Here is a 22,931-nt window from a genome sequence, read left to right as displayed (position 1 = left end):
AGGTTCGCATGTTCAAGCGCAATTCATGGCTGAGCCGCTGCATCACGCCCAAGACCGGCCTGCCGGTGTCGGTGATCTGGAGCGCGAGCGGTCTGGCCTGGGTGTTGTTGGTTGGCCTGTGGGCCGGTTTGTCTTACGGCGGCGTGGTGCCGGGCATGTTCCTGCCGACACCGGGCGCGGTGGTCGAAGCCGCTGTGCGCCTGAGCCGCGACGGCACGCTTGGCCTGCATGTGTGGGCCAGTCTTGAAGTGGTGATGGTCGGCTTCATTGTGTCGTCGCTGGTGGCGGTGCCGCTGGGGTTGCTGATGGGCAGCTTTCGCATCGTTCAGGCGTTCCTTGAGCCGATGGTGAATTTCATCCGCTACCTGCCGGTGACCTCGTTCGTGCCGCTGTTCATTCTGTGGATCGGCATCGGTCTGGAGCAGCGTGTCTCGGTGATCATCTTCGGCGTGTTTTTCCAGCAATTGGTAATGATCGCGGACGTATCCAAAGGCATCTCCAAAGACCTGATCAACGCGTCTTACACCTTGGGTTCAAACCGTCGCGATGCCGTGCTGCATGTGATCGCGCCGGCCTCGTTGCCGGGTGTGCTCGACACCTTGCGCGTGACCATGGGCTGGGCCTGGACTTACCTGGTGGTCGCCGAGCTGGTCGCCGCTTCCAGTGGCCTGGGTTACTTGAGCCTCAAGGCCATGCGCGGCTTTCAGGTGGATGTGATTTTCCTCGCCATCGCGATCATCGGCCTGTTGGGCCTGGTCACCGATCAACTGTTCCGTTTCCTTCGTCTGAGGATTGCCGCATGGGCTCAGTAACCGCCGTCAACCCGCGTTTCGTCACTCCGATGGCTGCCCCGGCGCACGCCGCGCCACGCCTTCAAGTGGACAAGGTCAGCCTGCGATATCAAAAGCCCGATGGCGGAATGTTCACCGCGCTGGATCAGGTTTCATTCGAAGTCCCGGATCAGCAATTCGCGGTGCTGGTGGGGCCGTCGGGTTGCGGCAAGTCGAGTTTGCTGTACCTCACTGCCGGCCTGAACGAGCCCACGGAAGGCGAGATCTACGTTGGCGGCCAGCAAGTGCAGGGCCCCGGCGCGGATCGCGGCATGGTGTTCCAGAGCTACACGCTGTTCCCGTGGCTGACCGTGCGCCAGAACGTCGAGTTCGGGCTCAAGCGTCGCGGCATGGCAGCGGCCCAGCGTAAGGAAATCGTCGATTACTACGTCAATGAAGTCGGCCTCGCCGGGTTCGCCGACAACTACGCCAAGCAGTTGTCCGGCGGCATGATGCAGCGCGTGGCGATCGCCCGGGCGTTGGCCAACGATCCGCAGATCCTGTTGATGGACGAACCCTTCGGCGCCCTCGACAGCCAGACGCGCCTGCAAATGCAGCAGCTGCTGTTGCGGGTCTGGGGTAATAGCAAGAAGACCGTGCTGTTCGTGACCCACGATATCGACGAGGCGATTTTGTTGGGGGATCGAGTCTATGTGATGGGCGCCAGGCCCGGGCGGATCAAGCAGATTCTGGACGTGCCGATCGAACGCCCACGGACCCTGGACATGGTCATGGAGCGCTCGTTTATCGAGATGAAGCGCGATATTTTCGGGTTGCTGCATGACGAGCTGGAGGAACATTGAGTTCACCGCCGCTCCCACAGGTTTTGCATTCAGCCCGAAATTAGGGCGCCGCAGGCAGGAGGAACCGCGCAATCACCGGCAAATGATCGGAGATCCGCAAGGTATCGTCCTGCCGCACCGTCGCCTCGACGCGCTTGATCCGCGGGCTGTAAAACAGGTAATCGACGGTCCGGTCCGGGCCGTTCAGCCCCGGATCATTCGGGTAATGCGTCAGCCAGCGCGCCCGATCGATGCCGCTCGCTTCATTGTTGGTCGGAATCATCGGGTACTTGTCCCACAACACATGCAACGCGCTGTCAGCGGAGTAGGGCGCGCGTTGTTCGGAGGTCAGGCGTCGATATTGGCCCAGCGGCAACAGGTTGAAGTCGCCACCGATCAGCCATGCCGTGCCACGGCTTTCGTACTTGTCGAGGACTTTGGCCACCGCCGTCACCTGGGTCTGTAGCGTTTCATCAGGTTGGGTCGCGCGGTCCAGATGGGTGTTGAGCACCGCTATCTGAGCGCCGTCACTCAAGGGCAGGTAAGTGACCAGCAACGCATTTTTCGGTTGGAACTGGCGGCTGATGAGGTTGGCCGGCGCGACCGGCAATTGCAGGCGTTCGGCGTGATCGATCTGGTAGCGGCTGAGGGTTGCCAGTTGTCGACCGACACTGCCGAAGATGTGCGGTTGCGGCACGAAGTCGGCTTTCCAGTCGAAGGCATGAGTGCTACATGGATAGAGGTCTGCGAGGCGTTCCTGGAGCAGTTTGAACTGGTTCTGGTAATCGCTGGCCTTGGCGCCGTCATCGAGTTCTTGCAACAACACGATGTCCGGTTGTTCGTCGCGAATGACCCGCGCCACTTCATCGAGGCTGAAGGCCATGTCTGCAGGCGTCGGTTTTTCATCGCTGCCGGCGGCCAGGTCATTCCAGAACACATAGCGCTTGCCCGCCAGGTACTGAACGTTCCAGGTCATCACCTTCAACGCCTGGCCGGGCACCAGTGTCGGTGCTTGAGCATTACAGCCGACGGGCAAAACTTCCTTGGCTTCGGGGCGCCAGGTCAGGTTGTAGATCAGCAGGGCAATCAGGCCGATTGCAATCACCAGGCCCAGCAGGGTGTAGCGCAGTAGACGGGTCATGGCTCGGCTTATTAGCGTTACAAAAGATGGCCCCGAGCATAACCGAGAGCGGGGCCGAAGCCCACGCTTAGAGCGGCCGGTCGATTTTCTCGGGAACGTCGCTGATCAGCATGAACAAACGGAACAACACCACGCTGGTGAACAACTGCAAAAAGCTGTGAGCGCTGTCGATCAGCAAGGAAATCACCGGGTTCTGCGGCTCCGGGTAAACCTCCAGGGTCAAGCCCTTGAGCAACCACAACGGCCCCATCACACACAAAATGCACACCAGGATGCGCAGGAAATGGCCGCGGGTCAGGCGCAGGCTTTCCTTCATCGCGGCCAGTGGCGCCAGGCCGCGCAGCACCAGCAGGTACTCGCCGAACGCGAGGGTCACCATCAGCCAGATACCCGGCAGGAAATACAACGACAGGCCGATCAGGATCAGCAAGGTATTGAGCGCAGTGAGCAGGGCGAAGCGCGGCCACAGGTACGCGGACCTCGACAGCAGGTCACGGTTGCGCGGCGATTCGCCACGGCTGCGCGCATCGAGAAACAGGATCAGCGCGGCGGTGTACAGCGGATAGACCAGCAAACCGACAATCACACTGATGCCGGGAAAACTGTCCGGCTCGGTCGAGTGATCCACCACTTGCTGAAGCAGCGCTTCGACGATCACCAGCGGCAGGCACAGCCGCACGATCTGGCCCAGATTGCGTTTGAAGAAATACAAAGAGTCACGCAGTACATCGAACGGATTCATCAGTCGGTATCGCAGGTTGAAAGCAGTGGCCCACTTTAACCGATGCAGCGCTTCGGGGCGCAAACGTAAACGTTCGGTTCTTGTTTCAGCCTCCATTAAGGTCGAGCGCCGTATCCTCCCTGGAGAAGGTCAACGATTTCCCCGGCAATCTACGAGGTCGCCATGAACAGCGAAGAACAAACCCTGATCGATGGACTGTTTTCCCGGCTGCAACAGGCCGAAACGGATTCAGCCCCGCGCGACGCCCAGGCCGAGGCGCGGATCAAGGAACACCTGACTCGCCAACCCGCGGCGGGCTACTTCATGACCCAGGCCATTCTGGTGCAGGAGGCAGCGGTCAAGAGCCTCGACGCGCAGAACAAGCAACTGGCTCAGCAAGTCCAGCAATTGCAGGCCGAGCTGCAATCGGCCAAGGCGCAGGCGGCGGCTCCGGCGCCGAGCGGCGGTGGCTTCCTGTCGAGCATTTTCGGCGGCAGTTCCCGTGAAGCGCCGGCCCAAAGTGCTCCGCCCTCCAATGGTGGCTGGCGTGAGCCGGGGCGGCAGTCGTTCAACTCGCCGCCGCCACAGCAGAACTTCGGTGCGCCGCCACCGCAGCAAAACTACGCGCCGCAACAGCAGCCTGTCGGTGGCGGTTTCCTCGGTGGCGCGCTGAAAACCGCCGCCGGTGTGGCGGGTGGCGTGATGCTGGCACAGGGCATCAGCAGCCTGTTCCACCACAACCAGCAGCCGGAAGTGGTTGAAGTGATCAAGGAAGAGCCGGCTCAGGTCAACGATCAAAGCGGCGGCAACGGTTGGGGCGACGATCAGCGTGTGGCTGACAACTCCGCTGATCAGGGCGGTTACGCCGACGCCGATTACAGCGATGACAGCTCATCGTTCTTCGGCGGCGACGACGACTCCTTCGTCTGATTGATTTTCTGTGGCGAGGGGATTTATCCCCGTTCGGCTGCGCAGCAGTCGTGTATTCGACCCTCTCCATTTATGTGAACGGACGCAGGGGGCTGCTTCGCAGCCCAGCGGGGATAAATCCCCTCGCCACAGGTTGCCATTCGTCCGAGGCATCCAAGATGCTTCGGGTCGATTATTCGCGGAACAATCCTCGAGGCTGGCATACTGGGCACCTTTCGGGCTCGGTGCCTGATCCAGCCTTGAGGAAAACCGGTGAAAAAAATTGCAGTGTTCGCCGATGTTCAAAACCTCTATTACACCGTGCGTCAGGCCTATGGTTGCCACTTCAACTACGCCGCGTTGTGGGCTGATATCAGCAAACAGGGCCAGATCGTCGAGGCCTACGCCTACGCGATCGACCGTGGCGACAGCAAACAACAGCAGTTCCAGCAGATCCTGCGCAACCTCGGTTTCACCGTGAAGCTCAAACCCTACATCCAGCGCAGCGACGGCTCGGCCAAGGGCGACTGGGACGTGGGCATCACCCTCGACATCATGGACGCCGCCGACCACGTCGACGAAGTGGTGCTGGCTTCTGGCGACGGTGATTTCGACATGCTGCTGGAGCGCATCATCGCCAAGCACGGTGTGCAAGCCGTGGCCTACGGCGTGCCAGGCCTGACGGCCAACTCGCTGATCCGCGCCGCCAGCCGCTATGTGCCGATCGAAGGCGCCTTGCTGCTCAAGAATTGATTTTTACGGAGTTGAAACAGGTTTGGAACGCATAGCAGTCATCGACTTTGAAACCACCGGGATCTCCCCGAGCAGCAGCTGCCGGGCCACGGAAATCGCCGTGGTGATCCTTGAACAGGGGCGCATCGTCGAGCGTTACCAGAGCCTGATGAACGCCGGCGTGCGCGTCCCGGCCTTCATCGAACAACTGACCGGCATCAGCAACGCCATGTTGCGCACGGCGCCATCGGCCGAGCAGGTGATGAACGAGGTCAACGAGTTTGTCGGTATCACGCCCTTGCTGGCTCACAACGCGGCATTCGACCAGAAGTTCTGGGACTTTGAGCTGGGGCGGATCAAACGCACGCGGTTGCAGAACTTCGCCTGCTCGCTGTTGCTCGCCCGCCGCCTGATGCCCGCCGCACCGAATCACAAGCTCGGGACGCTCACCACCTTCGCCAGCCTGCCCAACACTGGCAAGGCTCACCGGGCCATGGCTGACGCCGAGATGGCCGCCAACCTGACGGCGCACCTGGCGCAGGAACTGCGGCAGAAGCATGGGTTGCGCGAGTTGTCCCATGATCTGCTGGTGAGCTTGCAGAAAGTGCCGGCGGCGAAGATCAATGAGCATCTCAAGCGCCATCGCGGGTTCTGACTGAAACACCGCAAATCCCCTGTGGGAGCGAGCCTGCTCGCGATGGCGGAGTGTCAGTCGACATCACTGTTGAAGATAAACCGCCATCGCGAGCAGGCTCGCTCCCACAGGGGCGGTGTTCAATTTCAAACCTTGTGTTTAAACACGCCTGAAACTCGACGATTGATCCTACCGAAACTTAAGGATTGTCTGTCTTGCCCCCCTTCTGCGGCATCGATAACCTCTGGAACGTCGCTGACAATTCAGCGACCGGGACTGCAAGCCCGCCAATAATTTGTTTGGAGACCACAGGCGCACCTATAATCGCGTCGCTTTAATTAGCGACCATCGATTTATGGTAGCTGTGTGCGGGAGACCTTCGGGTCTGCCGGGATTGGTCTCCTACTCGGTCTTGCAGACCCGCGCATAGCTGCCACCCATCATCTGCAAGTGATGCTGGCAGCTCCGACTTTTATAGGAGATTTGCCATGATCAACGTTACCCCCAATCCCCCTGAAGACTCAGATCAGTTGGCTGTAGCGCAAACAGCTACCTGTGCTCCTCACTTCATCCCCAAAACCTTCATCCGTCATCACATCCAGCTACGCGCACTTTTACTGCACGCAGAGCCCTGGTTCTGCGCCCGCGATATCGGCCGGTTAATGGGTGTGGATATCAACGGCAGACATGCGCTCAAGCTCGATGCTGATCAGCGGCGGATGATGCATCTGTCCGGCAGCGATGAAGCGCAAGAAACCCTGATGCTCAGTGAGTCAGGCGTATACGCGATGCTGGTCTATCACTACTGCCCGGAAAACCGCCATTTGCGGCGTTGGTTGACCCACCATGTGGTGCCGATGTTGCGGGAGGAGGCGGGGTCCGTTTCGACGCAAGCGCCGCATATGCGGGCGATGGAATGGGCCGGCGGGACGCTGCGGCTGCTGCATTGGCGCAAAGAACCTTGGGTTCGCCTGCGTGATATGCCGGGTTTGTTGTCTGCCAGTTACAGCGGCGTCTGATATATCGCTTTCGCGGGCAAGCCTCGGTCCTACAGGATGGCATCGTACCTGTGGGAGCGAGCCTGCTCGCGAAGGCGGCGTATCAGTCGACATCAATGTTGAATGGTAAATCGCTATCGCGAGCAGGCTCGCTCCCACAGGGTCCGCGTTCGATCAAACTTTTCCATTCCCTTCCAACTGCCCCAACGGCACCCGCTTCTCTATCGCACTCGACAACACGATCGACGTCTTGCTGAACCCGAATTTGGCAATCCGGTTGATCAACTCTTCCAGCTCCGGCATCGAGCCCACCGCCGCTTGCATGATCACGCACGGATCCCCCGTTACCCGGTGGCATTCGGTCAGTTGCGGGATTTTGATCAGGTCGTCATAGGCCTTCTGGTTGCCGTGCTGGTTCAGGCGCAGTTCGATGACGCACTGGATCGGTAGCCCAAGCTTGGCCATGTCGACTTTCGCCTGGTAACCGGTAATCACCCCGCTGGCTTCGAGTTTGGCCACGCGCTCGGCCACGGCCGGGGCGGACAGGTTGACCTTGCGCGCGAGGTCGGCGTAGGACGCGCGACCGTTTTCCAGCAGGGCGCTGAGGAGCATGCGGTCGTATTTGTCCATGGTCGGATTCCTGAAAAATGACTGACTTTCGAAAGCACGGTTTATAGCGCTGATCTCCGTGATTTGAAAAGTGTACCGGCGCTATAAACAGGTTTTGTAACTTATTTTATGCGGTTGGCCTTTCTAGAATAGCTGTTCATTTGTCCTTGCCTGCGAGCTGCCCCCATGCCTGGCCTGCGCCGTTTTCCCTTGCCGTTGATCGCTGCCTTTTTCGCGTTGTACGTGATTTGGGGCTCGACTTACCTGGTGATCCGTATCGGCGTGGAGTATTGGCCGCCCTTGCTGCTCGCCGGTATTCGCTTTGTCATCGCGGGGACCTTGATGTACGCGTTCCTGCGCTGGCGCGGGGCGCCGGCCCCGACCTGGGCGCAGTGGAAAGCGGCGGGGATCATCGGGATTTTGCTGTTGGCGTGCGGTAACGGCGGGGTCAGTGTGGCGGAGCACATGGGCGTCGCGTCCGGTGTCGCCGCGCTGGCGGTGGCGACGGTGCCGTTGTTTACCTTGCTCTGCGGCTATTTCTGGGGCGCGCGTAATACCCGTCTCGAATGGGCCGGGATTGTGCTCGGGCTGATCGGCATCGCCATGCTCAACCTCGGTTCCAACCTGCAATCGAGCCCGCTGGGTGCCCTGTTGCTGATCTTCGCGGCCGCTTCCTGGGCGTTTGGTTCGGTGTGGAGCAAACACTTGCCGCTGCCCCAGGGCGCGATGGCCAGTGCCGTGGAAATGCTGGTGGGGGGCGTGGCGTTGTTGATTGGTAGTGCCTTGAGCGGTGAGCATCTGGAGGCCATGCCGCCGATCGAAGGGTGGGCGGCGCTGGCCTATCTGACCTTCTTCGGTTCGATCATCGCCTTCAACGCTTACATGTACCTGTTGAAAAACGTGCGTCCGGCGGCGGCCACCAGTTATGCCTACGTCAACCCGGCGGTGGCGGTGTTGCTGGGGATCGTGTTTGTCGGCGAGACCATCGGTATCGAAGAAGCGTTGGCCATGCTGGTGATCATCAGTGCCGTGGTGTTGATCGGTTTGCCGCAGTGGCGCCGGGCGCCGCAACGACCGGCTGCCGTGGTGCAGACAGAATCGAGCGTGAATTAGGGTAAACTGCGCGCCATTGCACACTTGTTTCGCACAACCGCGCTGAATTCTCCTACGGTAATCCCATGACTTTCGCCACCCTTGGCCTGATCGAACCCTTGCTGCGCTCTCTCGAGACGCTCGGCTACCAGACCCCGACGCCGGTTCAGGCGCAAGCCATTCCGGCGGTGCTGGCCGGTCGCGACCTGATGGCCGCCGCCCAGACCGGCACTGGCAAGACCGCCGGTTTCGCTGTGCCGCTCCTGCAATTGCTGGCCATGGAAGGGCCGAAAGTCACTGCCAACTCGGTGCGCGCTCTGATTTTGGTGCCAACCCGCGAATTGGCCGAGCAGGTTCACGAGGCCGTGCGTCAGTACGCCGAGAACCTGCCGCTGAGCACTTACGCGGTGTACGGCGGCGTCAGCATCAACCCGCAAATGATGAAGCTGCGCAAAGGCGTCGACCTGTTGGTGGCGACGCCGGGCCGTTTGCTCGACCTGTTCCGCCAGAACGCGCTGAAGTTCAACCAGCTGCAAACCCTGGTGCTGGACGAAGCGGATCGCATGCTCGACCTGGGCTTTTCCGAGGAGTTGGGGAACATTTACCGGGTGCTGCCGAAGAAACGTCAGACGCTGCTGTTCTCCGCGACCTTCTCCGATGCGATTCGCCTGCTGGCCGGGCAAATGCTCAACGATCCGCTGAGCATCGAAGTCAGCCCGCGCAACGTGGCGGCCAACACTGTGAAACAGTGGGTGGTGACGGTGGACAAGAAGCGCAAGCCGGAACTGTTCATCCACTTGCTGCGCAAGGGCAAGTGGAAGCAGGTGCTGGTGTTCGCCAAGACTCGCAATGGCGTGGACGCGTTGGTGGAAAAACTTCAGGGCCTGGGCATCAATGCCGACGGCATCCATGGCGACAAACCGCAGGCGACCCGCCAGCGTGCGCTGGACCGATTCAAGGCCAGTGAAGTACAGATTCTGGTCGCCACTGACGTCGCGGCCCGTGGCCTGGATATCGAAGACCTGCCGTTGGTGGTCAACTTCGACCTGCCGATCGTGGCAGAGGACTACATCCACCGCATCGGTCGTACCGGCCGTGCGGGCGCCACCGGGCAGGCTATTTCGCTGGTGTGTGCCGATGAAGTGAATCTGCTGTCGGCCATCGAGACGTTGACGCGTCAGACGTTGCCTCGTCAGGTGGAACATGACTTCGAACCTGAGCACCGTGTGCCAGATACCGATGCCAGCGGTCAGGTGGTCAAGAAGCCGAAAAAGCCGAAGAAGCCAAAGACGTCCAGTGGCGGTAAACGCAATTTGGGCAAATGGGTCGAGAGCGGGGATGCTTCGGCACCGGAACCTTCGATCAAGCCTGTGCGAAAAGTGCCCGTGTTTAATACTGGGCCGCGTAAGCGTAAGCCTTGATTCGCTGCGGCGTCTGCTAGGCCGCCTTCGCTCCCACACTTGATCTCTGGTGTTCACAAATTATGTGTTCACAAAAGATCCAGTGAGGGAGCGGGCTTGCCCGCGATGGGCGCGCCGCGGTCTCAATCCTTGCGCTTGAGCCACTCCACCATCCCCAGCCCGGCCGCTCGCCCACTGGCGAAACACGCGGTCAGCAAATAGCCCCCCGTCGGCGCTTCCCAATCCAGCATTTCCCCCGCGCAAAACACGCCAGGCAGTTGCTTGAGCATCAAACGTTCATCCATCGACTCGAACATCACGCCACCGGCGCTGCTGATGGCTTCGTCCAGTGGGCGGGTTTTTACCAGCGTCAGTGGCAAGGCCTTGATCGCTTTGGCCAGTGATGCCGGATCGGCGAAGCATTCTGCCGGCGTCAGTTCGCGCAGCAACGCCGCTTTCACACCATCAATCCCGAGCTGGCTGTGCAGATGCTTGGACATGGAACGTGAACCGCGCGGTTTGCTCAGCGCCGCCTGAACTTTATCCACAGGCCTGCCCGGCAACAGGTCGAGGTGAATGGTCGCCGAGCCGTGTTGATTGATGGCTTCGCGGATCGGCGCTGACAGGGCGTAGATCAGGCTGCCTTCAATCCCGGTGGCCGTAATCACACATTCCCCGAGCCGCGGAACATCGTCGTTGAGCCCGATGGCGATGTTTTTCAGCGGCGCACCAGCGAATTTGCTGACCATCAATTCGCTCCAGGCCTGCACCTCGAAGCCGCAATTACTCGGCTGCAGCGGCATAAGTCCTACACCGCGCTGCTCCAGGGGCAACATCCACGCGCCGTCCGAACCAAGACGCGACCAGCTGCCGCCGCCGAGGGCCAGCAGGGTCGCGTCGGGTCGAATGGTTTTTTCGCCGTCGGGACTTTCGACACGCAATCCACCGTTGTCATCCCAGCCCAGCCAACGGTGGCGGGTGTGGATAACTACGCCGGCATCCCGCAACCGTTTGAGCCAGGCGCGCAACAGCGGCGCAGCTTTCATGTCGGTCGGAAACACCCGGCCAGAGCTGCCGACGAAGGTTTCGATGCCCAGGTCATGAATCCACTGGCACAGCGCCTCGGCACCAAAGGCACGGAGGAGCGGTGCAATCTGCGGTGCGCGTTCGGCGTAGCGTGAGAGAAAGGCCGGGTAGGCTTCGGAATGGGTGATGTTCATGCCACCGACCCCCGCCAGGAGAAACTTCCTGCCCACCGATGGCATGCCGTCGTACAGGTCGACCTTGATTCCGGCCCGGCTCAACACTTCGGCGGCCATCAGGCCGGCGGGGCCACCGCCGATGATGGCGACGTGAGGGGAGAGGGCGGCGGAAGATTGGGTCATGGGGAGTGCGCTGCGGTTTGACGGAATAGCCGCGCATTCTAGCAGTACACCATAACTGTGGGAGCGGGCTCGCCCGCTCCCACAGGGATTGGTGGCGTTTTCAATGGCTGGTCAAAAAACAACCACCGCTCTGAAGCCTATACCCGACAGGGCCTGCAGGCCCTTTCACTCAGGTTATCCACAGGCAGTTCCACAGGCATTGTGGGTAAAGACTCATACCTCAATGACAACCTGATGACGTCCACACCCGTTGCGCACTGTGATGCAGGATGCCATGCCGCCGTGCTAACGCCTTGCGGTCCTTGCTGTAACCGCCGCCAATGACCCCGACCACAGGAATATCCCGCCCCAGGCAATGGCGCATGACGCTTTCATCCCGAGCCGCCACGCCTTCGTCTGTCAGCTTCAGATAACCGAGCGCGTCGTCCTTATGCACATCCACCCCGGCGTCGTACAACACCAGGTCCGGTTGGTAGAGCGGCAGCAAGTAATTCAGCGCGTCGTCCACCACCTTCAGGTAGTCGGCATCGCCCATGCCTTTGGGCAACGGGATGTCCCAGTCACTTTCGGCCTTGCGTGCAGGAAAGTTCTTCTCGCAGTGCAGGGAAACAGTTACCGCTTCCGGGGTGTTGTGCAGGATCCGTGCAGTCCCGTCGCCCTGATGCACGTCGCAATCGAAGATCAGCACTCTATTCACACGACCGCTTTCCAGCAGGTAACGGCTGATCACCGCCAGGTCATTGAAGATGCAGAATCCCGCCGGGTAGTCGTAATGCGCATGATGCGTGCCGCCAGCGAGGTGACAGGCCAATCCATGTTCCAGCGCCTGTTCCGCCGCCAGCAACGAGCCGCCGACCGCGCGCACCGTGCGCCGGGCCAGTGCTTCGCTCCACGGCAGGCCGAGGCGCCGCTGGTCTTCGCGGGACAACTCGCCGCTCATGTAACGTTCGATATAAGCAGCGTCATGGGCGAGGGCGAGAATCTCCGGCGGGCAGAGTTGCGGGCGCAGCAGGTCGGCGTCCCGGGTCAGCCCGCTGTCCACCAGGTGATCGCGCAACAGGCGAAACTTGTCCATCGGGAAGCGGTGATCCGCCGGGAATTCGGGGCTGTAGTCTTCGTGGTAGATCAGCGGCAGCGGCATGGCGGGCTTTTATCAAGTACGGCGGTAGGAATGAGTGAACGATCCTACCAGCGATGTAGACTTGCGGCATGGAAAGGGGGGAGTAAAAACGATGGAGCCGATACTGGAACTCGAGAGCGCGCGACTGCTGTTGCGGCAGTGGCGTGATGAAGATTTGCCGGCGTTTGCGGCGATGTGCGCCGATCCACAAGTGATGCGCTATTTTCCGGCGCCCCTGAGTCGGCTGGACAGTGCTTCGTTGATCGGACGCGTTCGCGGGCATTTTGCCGAGCATGGTTTCGGCCTGTGGGCGCTGGAGCGCAAGGACACCGGCGCGTTCATCGGTTTTACCGGCTTGGGTGTGGTCGGTTTCGACGCGCCGTTTACGCCGGCCATCGAAATCGGTTGGCGTCTGGCTCGCGAGCATTGGGGTCTTGGCTATGCCAGTGAAGCCGCATGGACCGCTCTGCGGTGCGGGTTTGACCGGCTGGCGCTGAAAGAAGTGGTGTCCTTTACCAGTGAAGCCAATCTGCCTTCGCAGAAAGTCATGCAGGCGATCGGCATGCAGCATGATTCAGCCGATGACTTCGAACACCCCAAGCTCGCGGCCGATCATCCCCTGCGTCACCATGTGCTGTACCGCATCACCCGTGAACAATGGCTGCAAACCTTGCATGGATAAGCCGGCCCGGACGTTTACAATGGCCACAATGATGGCCCTGGCCTGAACCTGAATCGACCGCCGCAGCCAAGACTGCGCGGCATAGCGTTGTGTGAGGAGAGTCTGAATGAGCCAAGTGTTGGATGATCTGGTCGACTTGCTGACCCTGGAACCGATTGAAGAAAACCTGTTCCGTGGCCGCAGTCAGGACCTGGGTTTTCGTCAGTTGTTCGGCGGTCAGGTGATCGGCCAGTCCCTGTCGGCGGCCAGTCAGACGGTCGAAGCCGCGCGCCATGTGCATTCGATGCACGGTTATTTCCTGCGTCCGGGCGACTCCGCGTTGCCCGTGGTGTATCAGGTTGACCGGGTGCGCGACGGCGGCAGTTTCAGCACGCGCCGGGTGACGGCGATCCAGAAGGGCAACCCGATCTTCACGTGCAGCGCCTCGTTCCAGTACGACGAAAAAGGCTTCGAGCACCAGGCCGAGATGCCGGTGGTGGTCGGCCCGGAGAACCTGCCGTCGGAGCTGGAACTGACTCAGCAGCGCGCCCACCTGATTCCCGAGCACATGCGTGAAAAACTGCTGTGCCCGAAACCGATCGAATTCCGACCGATCACCGAGAAAGATCCCTACAACCCGCAGCCGTCCGATCCGATCAAGTACGTCTGGTTTCGTGCCGACGGTGCCCTGGCCGATACCCCTGCGCTGCACAAATACCTGCTGGCCTACGCCTCGGACTTCGGTCTGCTGACCACGTCCATGCAGCCGCACGGAAAATCGGTCTGGCAGAAAGACATGCAGGTTGCCAGCCTCGATCACGCCCTGTGGTTCCACGCGGACCTGCGTGCCGATGACTGGTTGCTCTACGCCATGGACAGCCCATGGGCCGGCAATTCCCGTGGTTTTACCCGCGGCAGCGTGTTCAACCGCGCCGGGCAACTGGTGGCCTCGGTCACCCAGGAAGGCCTGATTCGTCACCGCAAGGATTGGGCATGAGCCTGTCCGAGGTGCGGCACTGGGTGTTCGACATGGACGGCACCCTGACGGTGGCCGTGCATGATTTCGCGGCGATTCGCGTGGCATTGGCGATCCCGGCCGAAGACGACATTCTGACCCACCTCGCGGCGCTGCCAGCCGATGAAGCCGCGGCCAAACACGCGTGGCTGCTGGAGCATGAACGGGATCTGGCGCTGGGTTCGAAACCGGCGCCGGGTGCCGTCGAGTTGGTGCGTGAGTTGGCAGGGCGCGGTTATCGTCTGGGCATTCTCACGCGCAATGCGCGCGAACTGGCGCATGTGACACTGGAGGCCATCGGCCTGGCGGACTGCTTCGCGGTGGAGGATGTGCTGGGGCGCGATGAAGCGCCACCCAAACCGCATCCCGGCGGTTTGTTGAAACTGGCCGAGGCCTGGAAGGTGCCGGCGAGCGAGATGGTGATGGTCGGTGATTACCGCTTTGATCTGGATTGCGGGCGGGCGGCGGGAACGCGGACGGTGTTGGTGAATCTGCCGGACAACCCGTGGCCGGAGTTGACCGATTGGCATGCGGCGGATTGTGTCGCATTGCGGGAATTGCTTTGAGCTTGAATTTTTTTACTGAAACAACGCTTTCTGCCCCTCCGGCGACGTAAACATCCCGTCCCCGTTATGCCCAACCCCGGGCACCTCGATCAGTTGCTGGTTCAATCCTTTCGGATGGCTGCGCTTTAAAAAATCAAAAAAACTGCGCCCGCGCGCCAATCGATAAGCCCCCTGGGCTTGGGCTTCACAGCTTTTATCCAGCCCCGGGTGATTCGGGTCGGTGTCCTGCTGCCCCAGCAGATAAACGATGTCACGCTGGACGTAGTTTTCCTCCAGCTGTGCGGGCGTTTGTCCTTCAGCATAAGCCGGCAGATCGCTCAAGCCGTACTTCCAGCGATGGAAGCCCGGGCAGCGGGCGTGACTGAAGGCCACCGGCCGTCGCTCGTCTAAATACGCATAAGAAGACGGGTTGGCGACGACATAACGCACGTGCACGCCAGCGGCCTTGAGCTCCGGTTGCTCGTGACTCAACAACGCATAACGCTGAACCACCTGGGCCCCGCCCGAGTGGCCCGCGATGACGACATCTTTCACGTCTGGAAACTGTCGGCGATCACCGAGCCGGGCGATGATCTGGTCGAGAGCAGCGTAGGAACTCAGCGCAAACGGAGCGGTGGATACACCGCCGGCCATCCAGTCATTGCCCTGCCAGCGCAACACGGTGTCGGCCACTGGATGGAGTGCCACGTCGGTTTCATTGAGAAATTGCGGAGCAATCACCAGCGTATTCGCGCTTTGCCCGGCCTGCTCCGCCGCACGCTCGGCACTCTGGCGATACGTCTCGGCGTTGCGCAACCGTCCATGGATGATGATCAGCACGCGTTCGATTTTCGCCGGTGCCGGACCGATGCCCACCGCCATCTCACCTTCGTTCAACAATAGCCGTCCGGGGCTGATCTCCTTGACCCCCTGCTCGGCAGCCTGGGTACTTGCACAGGTGAACAACAGAACCAACAGCCACTTATTCATCTATAGGGTTTTCGCCGCAAAGGTATCGCACTGGCCGACCTGGCCTTGCGCAAATCCGGTTTTGAACCAGCGCACCCTTTGCGCCGACGTGCCATGGGTAAACGAGTCCGGCACCACGCGACCCTGACCTTGCTGTTGCAAGCGGTCGTCGCCGATGGCGTTGGCGGCATTCAAGGCTTCTTCGATGTCGCCCGGTTCCAGCCAGTTCAGGCGCTGCTGCGCGTTGTTGGCCCAGACACCCGCCAGGCAATCCGCCTGCAGTTCCTGACGCACCAGCAAACCACCGTCGCCTTCCATCTGCCGGCCTTGCTGGCGGGCGGTCTGAATTTTCGCCGAGACACCGAGCAAGGTCTGAACATGGTGTCCGACTTCGTGAGCGATCACGTAGGCCTGAGCGAAGTCACCCGCGGCGGAAAAGCGTTGCGACATCTCCTGGAAGAACGCCATGTCCAGGTAGACCTTCTGGTCTGCCGGGCAATAGAACGGACCGGTTGCCGACGTCGCCAGGCCGCACGCCGAATTCACCCGGTTGCTGAACAGCACCAGGGTCGGGTTCTTGTACTGCCGACCGGCCTGCTGAAAAATCTGGCCCCAGGTGTCTTCGGTGTCACCGAGGATCGAGCGTACGAATTCCGCCCCTTCATCATTGGCCGGCGGTGCCTTGCGGGTTTGCGTCGAGGCCGGTGCCGATTGCTCGGTCATTTGACCGGTCAGCTGCCCGAGGATCTGCAACGGGTCCTGGCCAGTGATCCAGCCGATCCCGACAATCAGGATGATCGCCGTCAGGCTCAGGCCCTTGCCGCCACCAAAGCGCATCCCGCCGCCACCGCCGACATCATCGCCACGGGCATCGACCACGTTGTCGCTGCGTCGGCCTTTTTTCCATAGCATGTGGGAATCCTCTGATTGTCCGTGGGGATGAGTGTTGCTGGTGAGTGAGAGCGGCGCCAGTCCGGTCGTCCGTCTTTCACTCGCTGGCCGGTAGGTTGCAGGCTGTAGGAACATGGATAACCCATCGAATTCCCTCAGGGGGCGGGTTTTTATCAAACAGTCGAGTGTCTGCGTCGCTCGGGCCGCGGGTTCCAGATTTCGCATTACCCGGTTCATCTTCTAGAATCAGGGCAAATCGAATTCGGAACCTCCCATGGCCGGCAGTCAGATCGAACGTGTCTTCAATGTGCTCGAAAGCCTCACCCGTGACCCTCGCGGTTTGCCTATGCAGATGCTCGCGGAGCAACTGGACATCCCTAAGAGCGCCACCCACCGTTTGCTCGCGGAGCTGATTCGGTTGGGTTATGTGCGGCAGAATCCGGAGAACCAGCGGTATCACTTGTCGACCAAACTGGTTGCGATGGGTTTTCGTTACCTGGCGGGCAGCGGCGCCGATATCGTTCAGCCCGTGCTGGATCGTCTGGCCCAGGAAACCGGGGAACTGGTGCGTCTTGGGCTCATCGAAGGTGAGCGGCAGATCTGGATCGCCAAATCCCAGGGCGCACGTTCGGGGTTGCGTTACGACCCGGACATGGGGCGTGATGCGCCGTTGTTCTACACGGCTTCGGGCCATGCGTGGCTGGCCTGCATGAGCGACGCCGAGGCCTTGTCGCTGGTGGAACGCCAGGGTGGCGACCGGCCGAAAGACCTGGGACCGAACGCACCGCGGTCCAACATTGAACTGCTGGAACGGCTGCGGCTGGCGCGGGAGCAAGGCTACGCCTGGGTCGAGGAAAGTTCGGCGGTGGGCACTTCGGCGATTGCGGCCGTGGTACGGCACCCCACCGATGGGCGAGTGATTGGCGTACTGAGCATTGCCGGTCCAAGCGCGCGGATGCCGGGAGCCCGACTTCATGAGTTGGCCCCTCTTTTGCTGAAATTTACCGAGGAATTGTCTGCAGCAAGCCTGGCGTCTGAGTTCTTCAATTAACGGCGCTGCTGAAATTGTGTGCGCTGTTCGCCCGGTTTTACGCTGCGGCTATGTAAGAATCTGGAACCAGGTTCTAAATTTAATTGAATTCGCGAGGCACAAGGGCAACCCATGACCGTCAGCACCCCGCTCTCCGGCGTAAACCAACCCTTCAAAGGGATTCTGCTGATCGTCGTCGCCACCTTCCTTTTCTCCAGCCACGATGCCTTGTCGAAATACCTTTCGGGGTTCTACCCGATTGTCATGGTGGTCTGGGCCCGTTACGTGGTTCACACCTTGTTGATGGCCGGGATTTTTCTGCCGCAATCCGGGCTGCGCGTCCTGCGCACTAAACGGCCATGGCTGCAGTTGATGAGGGCGTTGTGTCTGCTGGGCACCAGTCTGTTTTTCACCACCGGCTTGCAGTACATCCCGTTGGCCGAAGCCACGGCGGTCAACTTTCTCGCACCGGTTCTGGTGACTGCACTGTCGGTGCCGCTGCTGCGTGAGCGCGTCACCCGCGGCCAATGGATCGCGGTGATCTGCGGATTTGTCGGTGTGTTGATCATCGTCCACCCCGGTGGCGATCTGTTCACGCCAGCGGTTCTGCTGCCGCTCTGCTCGGCGCTGTTTTTCTGCTTCTATCAATTGCTCACCCGCAAGCTCAGTGAGATCGATAGCCCGACCACCAGCAACTTCTTTGCCGGCCTGTGCAACACCCTGGTGATGAGCGCATTGGTGCCCTTCTTCTGGCAAGTGCCGAGCATTGGGCATGGATTGATGATGGTGGCGTTAGGCGCCTGCGGGATGACGGCGCATCTGTTTCTGACCCAGGCTTTCCGCCACGCCGCGCCTGCGTTGCTGGCGCCGTTCGGGTACTGCCAGATTGTGTTTGCCGGGTTGCTGGGCTGGTTGCTGTTTTCCCACACCCCGACGCTCACGACGGTGGTCGGGATTGCGGTGATTTGCTGCAGCGGGTTGGCGGCGGCGTGGCAGCAAAGCCGCAAGTAGAGGATCACGGTAACAAACTGTGGGAGCGAGCCTTTGTGGCGAGGAGACAAGTCCCCTCGCCACAAAAGCTCGCTCCCACAGGGGGTATTGCGTCGAACTTACTCCGTAACGGTCGGAATCTTGCGCGGCGCCATGAAGTACATCCAGATCAGCGCGATGAAGTACATCGCCGGAATCATGGTGAACAGCACGGTGTAGTTGTTGTTGGTGATGGTCAGGATGTGGCCGACCAATTGGGTCATGAACATCCCGCCGATGGCGGCGCACATGCCGCCGAAACCGAACACCGTACTCATCATGTGTTTAGGCGTGTAGTCCATCACCAGGCTCCAGATGTTCGCTGTCCAGGCCTGGTGTGCACCGATGGCCAGGGAAATCGCAAACACCGCCACCCACAGGCTGCTCGAACCGGCGGGCAGCAGGCGAACAGGAACATGGACATCAGTCGCGCCTTGATCGGATTCATGCCACGGCCGATCAGGAACGAGGACAGGATGCCGCCGCCGACACTGCCGAAGTCGGCCGTGAGGTAGATGATGATCAGCGGGATACCCATCTGGGTCACGTTGATGCCCAGGTTGTATTGCTGATTAAGGAAGGGCGGCAGCCAGTACAGGTAGAACCAGAACACCGGTGCCGTTATCGAGTAGGCGAGGGCGAAGGCCCAGGTGCCACGCATGCGCAGGATTCTCGAGAACGGTACGCGGGCCTGTTCCGGTTCGACTTCCTTCTGGATGTAGTCCAGCTCCGACTGTTTGACGCTCGGGTGATCTTCCGGGTTGAAGTACTTCAAGCCCCAGAACAGCAACCAGATCCCGCCCAGTGATGCCATGCACAGGAACGCAGCCTGCCAGCCCCACACATGCAGGATCAGCGGCAGCAGCATCGGCGTGAACATCGCACCGACGTTGGTGCCGGCGTTGAAAATGCCGGTGGCCACGGCGCGCTCGCCGGCCGGGAACCACAACCGCGTGGTCTTCACGCAGGCCGGGTAGTTGGCGGCTTCGGTCAGCCCGAGGATAAAGCGGCAGACCATGAAGCCGACCGCCGAGGTGGCGAGGCCGTGGGCGCCGGTCGCCAGGCTCCAGAGCAGCACCGCGCAGAAGAACACACGCTTCACGCCGACCCGGTCGATCAACCGGCCTTGCAGCACGAAACCGATGGCGTAACCGACCTGGAACCAGAAGTTGATGTTGGCGTAGTCCATCGCCGTCCAGCTCATTTCCTTGGCGAGAATGGGCTGCATGACGCCCAGTGCGGCGCGGTCGATGTAGTTCAGGGTGGTGGCGAAAAACACCAGCGCCAGCATGCCCCAACGGGTTTTGCCGACGGCCATGGCGCCGCGGATTTTATCGCCGATACCGCCGACGGCAGGAGTCGTGGAGGAGCGCTCCACGGGAGAGCTTTGGGAAGGAGTCATGTAGGCCACCGATTATTTTTATGTGGTGTTTTGAGTCTTTGGTCACCGAGACCGCTGGTTGTGACCGGACTCAATGTGTAGTGGATGGTGGGCAGTGGACGAAAAATCGTCAATTCGCCAAAGGCCATTGTGTTCGATAATCGCACGCAAAACTAACTGGGTAGTACACTTTGAATTGCTCATTGTATGGGGCAGCTCAATAATTCACTCACTCTTTTAAAAGCGGCGCAAATTCCCTGTAGCCGAAGCCTCCACCGGGAGTCGAAACATGCAGCGTTCCATTGCCACCGTGTCCTTGAGCGGTACCCTGCCGGAAAAACTCGAAGCCATTGCCGCCGCCGGTTTCGACGGGGTGGAAATTTTCGAGAACGACCTGCTCTATTACGACGGTAGTCCTCGGGAAATTAAACAGATGTGCGCCGATCTCGGGATCGCCATCACGCTGTTTCAACCCTTCCGCGATTTCGAAGGCTGCCGCCGCGACCGCTTGCCACGCAACCTGGAACGGGCCGAGCGCAAATTCGACCTGATGCAGGAATTGGGCACCGACCTGGTGCTGGTCTGCAGCAACGCCTCGGCCGACGCCATCGGTGATGAACAGATCCTCGTCGACGACTTGCGCCTGCTGGCCGAACACGCCGGTGCGCGCGGCCTGCGCATCGGCTACGAAGCGTTGGCCTGGGGGCGCCACGTCAATACTTGGCAGCAGGTGTGGAACATCGTTCGCCAGGCGGATCACCCAAGCCTCGGTGTGTTGCTGGACAGTTTTCACACGCTGTCGCTCAAGGGCGATCCAACGGCCATTGCTGAGATCCCTGGCGACAAAATCTTCTTCGTGCAAATGGCCGACGCGCCGATCCTGGCCATGGACGTACTGGAATGGAGCCGGCATTTCCGCTGCTTCCCGGGCCAGGGCGAATTCGATTTGCCGGGGTTCCTCGCGCCGATCATCAAGAGTGGCTACACCGGGCCGTTGTCGCTGGAAATATTCAACGACGGCTTCCGCGCCGCGCCGCCGCGAGCCAACGCCGCCGACGGTTTGCGTTCGTTGTTGTACCTGGAAGAGAAAACCCGCGAACGACTGGCGCAGGAAGCCAAGTCAGCGGCCAATCCGGAGATTCTGTTCGAGACGCCTAAAGCCAGCGAATACAACGGCATCGAGTTTCTCGAATTCGCCGTGGACGAAAGCCTTGGCGCCAAGCTTTCTCATTGGCTGGAGCGACTGGGCTTCGTCAAGGCCGGTCAGCACCGCTCCAAAAGCGTGAGCCTGCTGCGTCAGGGCGACATCAACCTGATTCTCAATTCCGAGCCTTACTCATTTGCCCACAGCTTTTTCGAAGCGCATGGCCCGTCGCTGTGCGCCACTGCGGTGCGGGTCAAGGACAGCGCCAGCGCGCTGGCCCGGGCGGTGGCTTACAAAGGTCAACCTTATCGCGGACTGGTCGGCCCCAATGAGCTGGAGCTGGCGGCGGTACGTGCGCCGGATGGCAGCCTGATTTATCTGGTGGACCGGGACGCCGACGTCTATGGCACCGACTTCAATCTGCAACCGGCCGCCGTGGCCAGTGGTGGCCTCAAGCGCATCGACCACATGGCCATGGCGTTGCCGGCCGACAGCCTCGACAGTTGGGTGCTGTTCTATAAGAGCCTGCTGGATTTCGAAGCCGACGACGAAGTGGTGTTGCCGGACCCTTATGGTCTGGTGAAGAGCCGGGCACTGCGCAGTCGCGACAGTTCGATCCGCTTGCCGCTGAACATTTCCGAGAACCGCAACACCGCGATCTCACACGCACTGTCGAGTTATCGCGGCTCTGGCGTGCATCACATTGCGTTTGATTGCGACGATATCTTTGCCGAAGTCAGCCGCGCCAAGGAGGCGGGGGTTCCGCTGCTGGATATCCCGCTTAATTATTACGACGACCTGGCTGCGCGGTTCGATTTCGATGATGAGTTCCTCAGCGAGCTCGCCTATTACAACGTGCTTTACGACCGTGATGCCCAGGGTGGCGAGCTGTTTCACGTTTATACGGAGCCGTTCGAAGGGCGGTTTTTCTTTGAAATCATCCAGCGCAAGAATGGTTACGCCGGTTACGGCGCGGCCAACGTGGCGGTGCGACTGGCAGCCATGGCCAAATCCCGCAGCGGCGCCATTCGTCAGGCCAAGTTGTAGGAATTTGGTAAACGCGAGGTTAAACCGCTGCCGCGCGGCTTCCTTCACTGTGCAGCGCGGCTCATAATTGCCAGCCTGTGCAGTGATGGCCGTGAGCCCACAATGACAATAATTTCAGAACTCTCCGTAGCGCCCGACGAGCCCCTGGTCGAGCCGCGCAAGAGTCGCAAGAACAACCCGGAAAAGACCCGCGAGAACATTCTGCAAGAAGCTATTGTCGAGTTCGTCCAGCAGGGGCTTTCCGGTGCTCGCGTCGATGCGATCGCCGAGCGCATTCACACCTCCAAACGCATGATCTATTACTACTTCGGCAGTAAGGAACAGCTCTACATCGAGGTGCTTGAGAAACTCTACGGCGATATCCGCAGCACCGAAAACCGCCTGCACCTGGCCGAACTGGCGCCGGTGGAAGCGATTCGGCGGTTGGTGGAGTTCACCTTCGATCACCATGATCGCAATGTCGATTTCGTGCGCATCGTCAGTATCGAGAACATCCACAACGCGGAATTCGTGAAGCGTTCCGATGCGATCAAGGCGATGAACAACACCATTCTTGATTCACTGGGTGTGATTTTGCGTCGCGGGGCTGAAGACGGTGTGTTCCGGGCGGGGCTTGATCCGTTGGATGTGCATTTGTTGATCAGTTCGTTCTGCTTCTATCGCGTGTCGAATCGCAATACGTTCGGGGAGATTTTTCAGATCGAGCTGGCGGACGAAAGTATCAAGCAGCGTCATCGGGAGATGATTTGCGATTCGGTGTTGCGATACCTTCAGGCTTGATTTGTGATGAGTTTCAGGGGGCTTTTGTGGCGAGGGCGCTTGCTCCCGCTTGAGTGCGTAGCACTCACAAAATAGCCAGTATGTTG

At 60.3% G+C, this 22,931-nt stretch carries 22 protein-coding genes and 1 pseudogene; 15 read left to right on the top strand and 8 right to left on the bottom strand.

Going from position 1 to position 22,931, the window contains the following annotated elements; all coding sequences use genetic code 11:
- The first annotated feature begins 8 nt into the window (after window positions 1-8).
- Window positions 9-812 carry an ABC transporter permease gene (locus ACM1ZW_RS05090; RefSeq protein WP_008149230.1) on the top strand — a complete coding sequence of 268 codons (804 nt, stop codon included), beginning with the start codon at window positions 9-11 and terminating at the stop codon, window positions 810-812.
- Window positions 800-1,633 carry an ABC transporter ATP-binding protein gene (locus tag ACM1ZW_RS05085; RefSeq protein ID WP_416740268.1) on the top strand — a complete coding sequence of 278 codons (834 nt, stop codon included), beginning with the start codon at window positions 800-802 and terminating at the stop codon, window positions 1,631-1,633. The genes ACM1ZW_RS05090 and ACM1ZW_RS05085 overlap by 13 nt, the downstream gene beginning before the upstream one ends.
- 40 nt (window positions 1,634-1,673) lie before the next feature.
- Here ACM1ZW_RS05085 and ACM1ZW_RS05080 read toward each other — a convergent pair whose 3' ends face one another.
- Together ACM1ZW_RS05080 and ACM1ZW_RS05075 are read right to left on the bottom strand one after the other, a co-directional pair.
- Window positions 1,674-2,753, bottom strand: a complete 1,080-nt coding sequence (locus ACM1ZW_RS05080; protein ID WP_017340920.1) for an endonuclease/exonuclease/phosphatase family protein — start codon at window positions 2,751-2,753, stop codon at window positions 1,674-1,676.
- A 67-nt stretch (window positions 2,754-2,820) separates the two neighbouring features.
- Window positions 2,821-3,495, bottom strand: a complete 675-nt coding sequence (locus ACM1ZW_RS05075) for a YciC family protein (RefSeq protein ID WP_031319133.1) — start codon at window positions 3,493-3,495, stop codon at window positions 2,821-2,823.
- Between the two features lie 162 nt (window positions 3,496-3,657).
- On the opposite strand from ACM1ZW_RS05075, the gene ACM1ZW_RS05070 reads away from it, so the two are divergent.
- The 4 genes from ACM1ZW_RS05070 (at window position 3,658) to ACM1ZW_RS05055 (ending at window position 6,768) form a co-directional block, all read left to right on the top strand.
- A complete protein-coding gene (locus ACM1ZW_RS05070) occupies window positions 3,658-4,404 on the top strand; it encodes a DUF2076 domain-containing protein (RefSeq protein ID WP_017340918.1) in 747 nt (248 codons plus the stop codon).
- Between the two features lie 252 nt (window positions 4,405-4,656).
- Entirely contained in the window at window positions 4,657-5,136 is a 480-nt protein-coding gene (locus ACM1ZW_RS05065) for an NYN domain-containing protein (RefSeq protein WP_017340917.1), read from the top strand.
- A gap of 22 nt (window positions 5,137-5,158) precedes the next feature.
- Window positions 5,159-5,770, top strand: coding sequence for a PolC-type DNA polymerase III (locus ACM1ZW_RS05060; RefSeq protein ID WP_017340916.1), 612 nt, complete (start codon window positions 5,159-5,161; stop codon window positions 5,768-5,770).
- A gap of 467 nt (window positions 5,771-6,237) precedes the next feature.
- Window positions 6,238-6,768 carry a Bro-N domain-containing protein gene (locus tag ACM1ZW_RS05055; protein ID WP_416740267.1) on the top strand — a complete coding sequence of 177 codons (531 nt, stop codon included), beginning with the start codon at window positions 6,238-6,240 and terminating at the stop codon, window positions 6,766-6,768.
- Between the two features lie 153 nt (window positions 6,769-6,921).
- Here the strand turns inward: ACM1ZW_RS05055 and ACM1ZW_RS05050 are convergent, their stop codons facing one another.
- Window positions 6,922-7,377 (bottom strand): Lrp/AsnC family transcriptional regulator, encoded by a 456-nt coding sequence (locus ACM1ZW_RS05050; RefSeq protein WP_017340914.1) that lies wholly within the window; start codon window positions 7,375-7,377, stop codon window positions 6,922-6,924.
- 165 nt (window positions 7,378-7,542) lie between these two features.
- On the opposite strand from ACM1ZW_RS05050, the gene yedA reads away from it, so the two are divergent.
- Both yedA and ACM1ZW_RS05040 read left to right on the top strand, forming a co-directional pair.
- Window positions 7,543-8,469 carry a drug/metabolite exporter YedA gene (yedA, locus tag ACM1ZW_RS05045; protein ID WP_017340913.1) on the top strand — a complete coding sequence of 309 codons (927 nt, stop codon included), beginning with the start codon at window positions 7,543-7,545 and terminating at the stop codon, window positions 8,467-8,469.
- A 65-nt stretch (window positions 8,470-8,534) separates the two neighbouring features.
- Window positions 8,535-9,869: a DEAD/DEAH box helicase gene (locus tag ACM1ZW_RS05040; RefSeq protein WP_017340912.1), complete on the top strand. Its 1,335-nt coding sequence runs from the start codon at window positions 8,535-8,537 to the stop codon at window positions 9,867-9,869.
- Window positions 9,870-9,991: 122 nt separating this feature from the next.
- Here the strand turns inward: ACM1ZW_RS05040 and ACM1ZW_RS05035 are convergent, their stop codons facing one another.
- Window positions 9,992-11,233: a TIGR03862 family flavoprotein gene (locus ACM1ZW_RS05035; protein WP_416740266.1), complete on the bottom strand. Its 1,242-nt coding sequence runs from the start codon at window positions 11,231-11,233 to the stop codon at window positions 9,992-9,994.
- Between the two features lie 220 nt (window positions 11,234-11,453).
- On the bottom strand, window positions 11,454-12,374 hold the full coding sequence (locus tag ACM1ZW_RS05030) for a histone deacetylase (RefSeq protein ID WP_416740265.1): 921 nt from the start codon (window positions 12,372-12,374) through the stop codon (window positions 11,454-11,456).
- Window positions 12,375-12,465: 91 nt separating this feature from the next.
- Here ACM1ZW_RS05030 and ACM1ZW_RS05025 point away from each other — a divergent pair, with 91 nt between their 5' ends.
- The 3 genes from ACM1ZW_RS05025 (at window position 12,466) to ACM1ZW_RS05015 (ending at window position 14,595) form a co-directional block, all read left to right on the top strand.
- Window positions 12,466-13,035 (top strand): GNAT family N-acetyltransferase, encoded by a 570-nt coding sequence (locus ACM1ZW_RS05025; protein ID WP_017340909.1) that lies wholly within the window; start codon window positions 12,466-12,468, stop codon window positions 13,033-13,035.
- 106 nt (window positions 13,036-13,141) lie between these two features.
- Window positions 13,142-14,011, top strand: coding sequence for an acyl-CoA thioesterase II (gene tesB, locus ACM1ZW_RS05020; protein ID WP_017340908.1), 870 nt, complete (start codon window positions 13,142-13,144; stop codon window positions 14,009-14,011).
- Window positions 14,008-14,595, top strand: coding sequence for an HAD family hydrolase (locus tag ACM1ZW_RS05015; RefSeq protein WP_017340907.1), 588 nt, complete (start codon window positions 14,008-14,010; stop codon window positions 14,593-14,595). Before tesB ends, ACM1ZW_RS05015 begins: the two co-directional genes overlap by 4 nt.
- A 12-nt stretch (window positions 14,596-14,607) precedes the next feature.
- Here the strand turns inward: ACM1ZW_RS05015 and ACM1ZW_RS05010 are convergent, their stop codons facing one another.
- Both ACM1ZW_RS05010 and ACM1ZW_RS05005 read right to left on the bottom strand, forming a co-directional pair.
- Window positions 14,608-15,564 carry an alpha/beta hydrolase gene (locus ACM1ZW_RS05010; protein ID WP_414882984.1) on the bottom strand — a complete coding sequence of 319 codons (957 nt, stop codon included), beginning with the start codon at window positions 15,562-15,564 and terminating at the stop codon, window positions 14,608-14,610.
- Window positions 15,565-16,455, bottom strand: coding sequence for a neutral zinc metallopeptidase (locus ACM1ZW_RS05005; protein ID WP_414878108.1), 891 nt, complete (start codon window positions 16,453-16,455; stop codon window positions 15,565-15,567).
- A gap of 253 nt (window positions 16,456-16,708) precedes the next feature.
- On the opposite strand from ACM1ZW_RS05005, the gene ACM1ZW_RS05000 reads away from it, so the two are divergent.
- Together ACM1ZW_RS05000 and ACM1ZW_RS04995 are read left to right on the top strand one after the other, a co-directional pair.
- Window positions 16,709-17,485 (top strand): IclR family transcriptional regulator, encoded by a 777-nt coding sequence (locus ACM1ZW_RS05000; RefSeq protein ID WP_017340904.1) that lies wholly within the window; start codon window positions 16,709-16,711, stop codon window positions 17,483-17,485.
- A 111-nt stretch (window positions 17,486-17,596) separates the two neighbouring features.
- Window positions 17,597-18,475, top strand: a complete 879-nt coding sequence (locus ACM1ZW_RS04995; RefSeq protein WP_416740264.1) for a DMT family transporter — start codon at window positions 17,597-17,599, stop codon at window positions 18,473-18,475.
- Between the two features lie 98 nt (window positions 18,476-18,573).
- Here ACM1ZW_RS04995 and ACM1ZW_RS04990 read toward each other — a convergent pair.
- Window positions 18,574-19,811 (bottom strand): annotated as a pseudogene (locus ACM1ZW_RS04990) (MFS transporter).
- Window positions 19,812-20,163: 352 nt separating this feature from the next.
- Between ACM1ZW_RS04990 and quiC the strand changes: the two are divergent.
- Both quiC and ACM1ZW_RS04980 read left to right on the top strand, forming a co-directional pair.
- The gene (gene quiC / locus ACM1ZW_RS04985) at window positions 20,164-22,065 is read left to right on the top strand and encodes a 3-dehydroshikimate dehydratase QuiC (RefSeq protein WP_416740263.1); all 1,902 of its coding nucleotides are present in this window, start codon (window positions 20,164-20,166) and stop codon (window positions 22,063-22,065) included.
- A gap of 102 nt (window positions 22,066-22,167) precedes the next feature.
- Window positions 22,168-22,845 (top strand): TetR family transcriptional regulator, encoded by a 678-nt coding sequence (locus ACM1ZW_RS04980; RefSeq protein ID WP_017340900.1) that lies wholly within the window; start codon window positions 22,168-22,170, stop codon window positions 22,843-22,845.
- The last annotated feature ends 86 nt before the right edge of the window (window positions 22,846-22,931 follow it).

The sequence above is a fragment of the Pseudomonas sp. NFX71 genome (assembly GCF_048079215.1).
GTDB classification, from domain to species: Bacteria; Pseudomonadota; Gammaproteobacteria; order Pseudomonadales; family Pseudomonadaceae; genus Aquipseudomonas; species Aquipseudomonas fluorescens_B.
The sequence above is the reverse complement of the archived record's forward strand: the minus strand, read 5'-3'. Positions and strand labels throughout refer to the sequence as shown.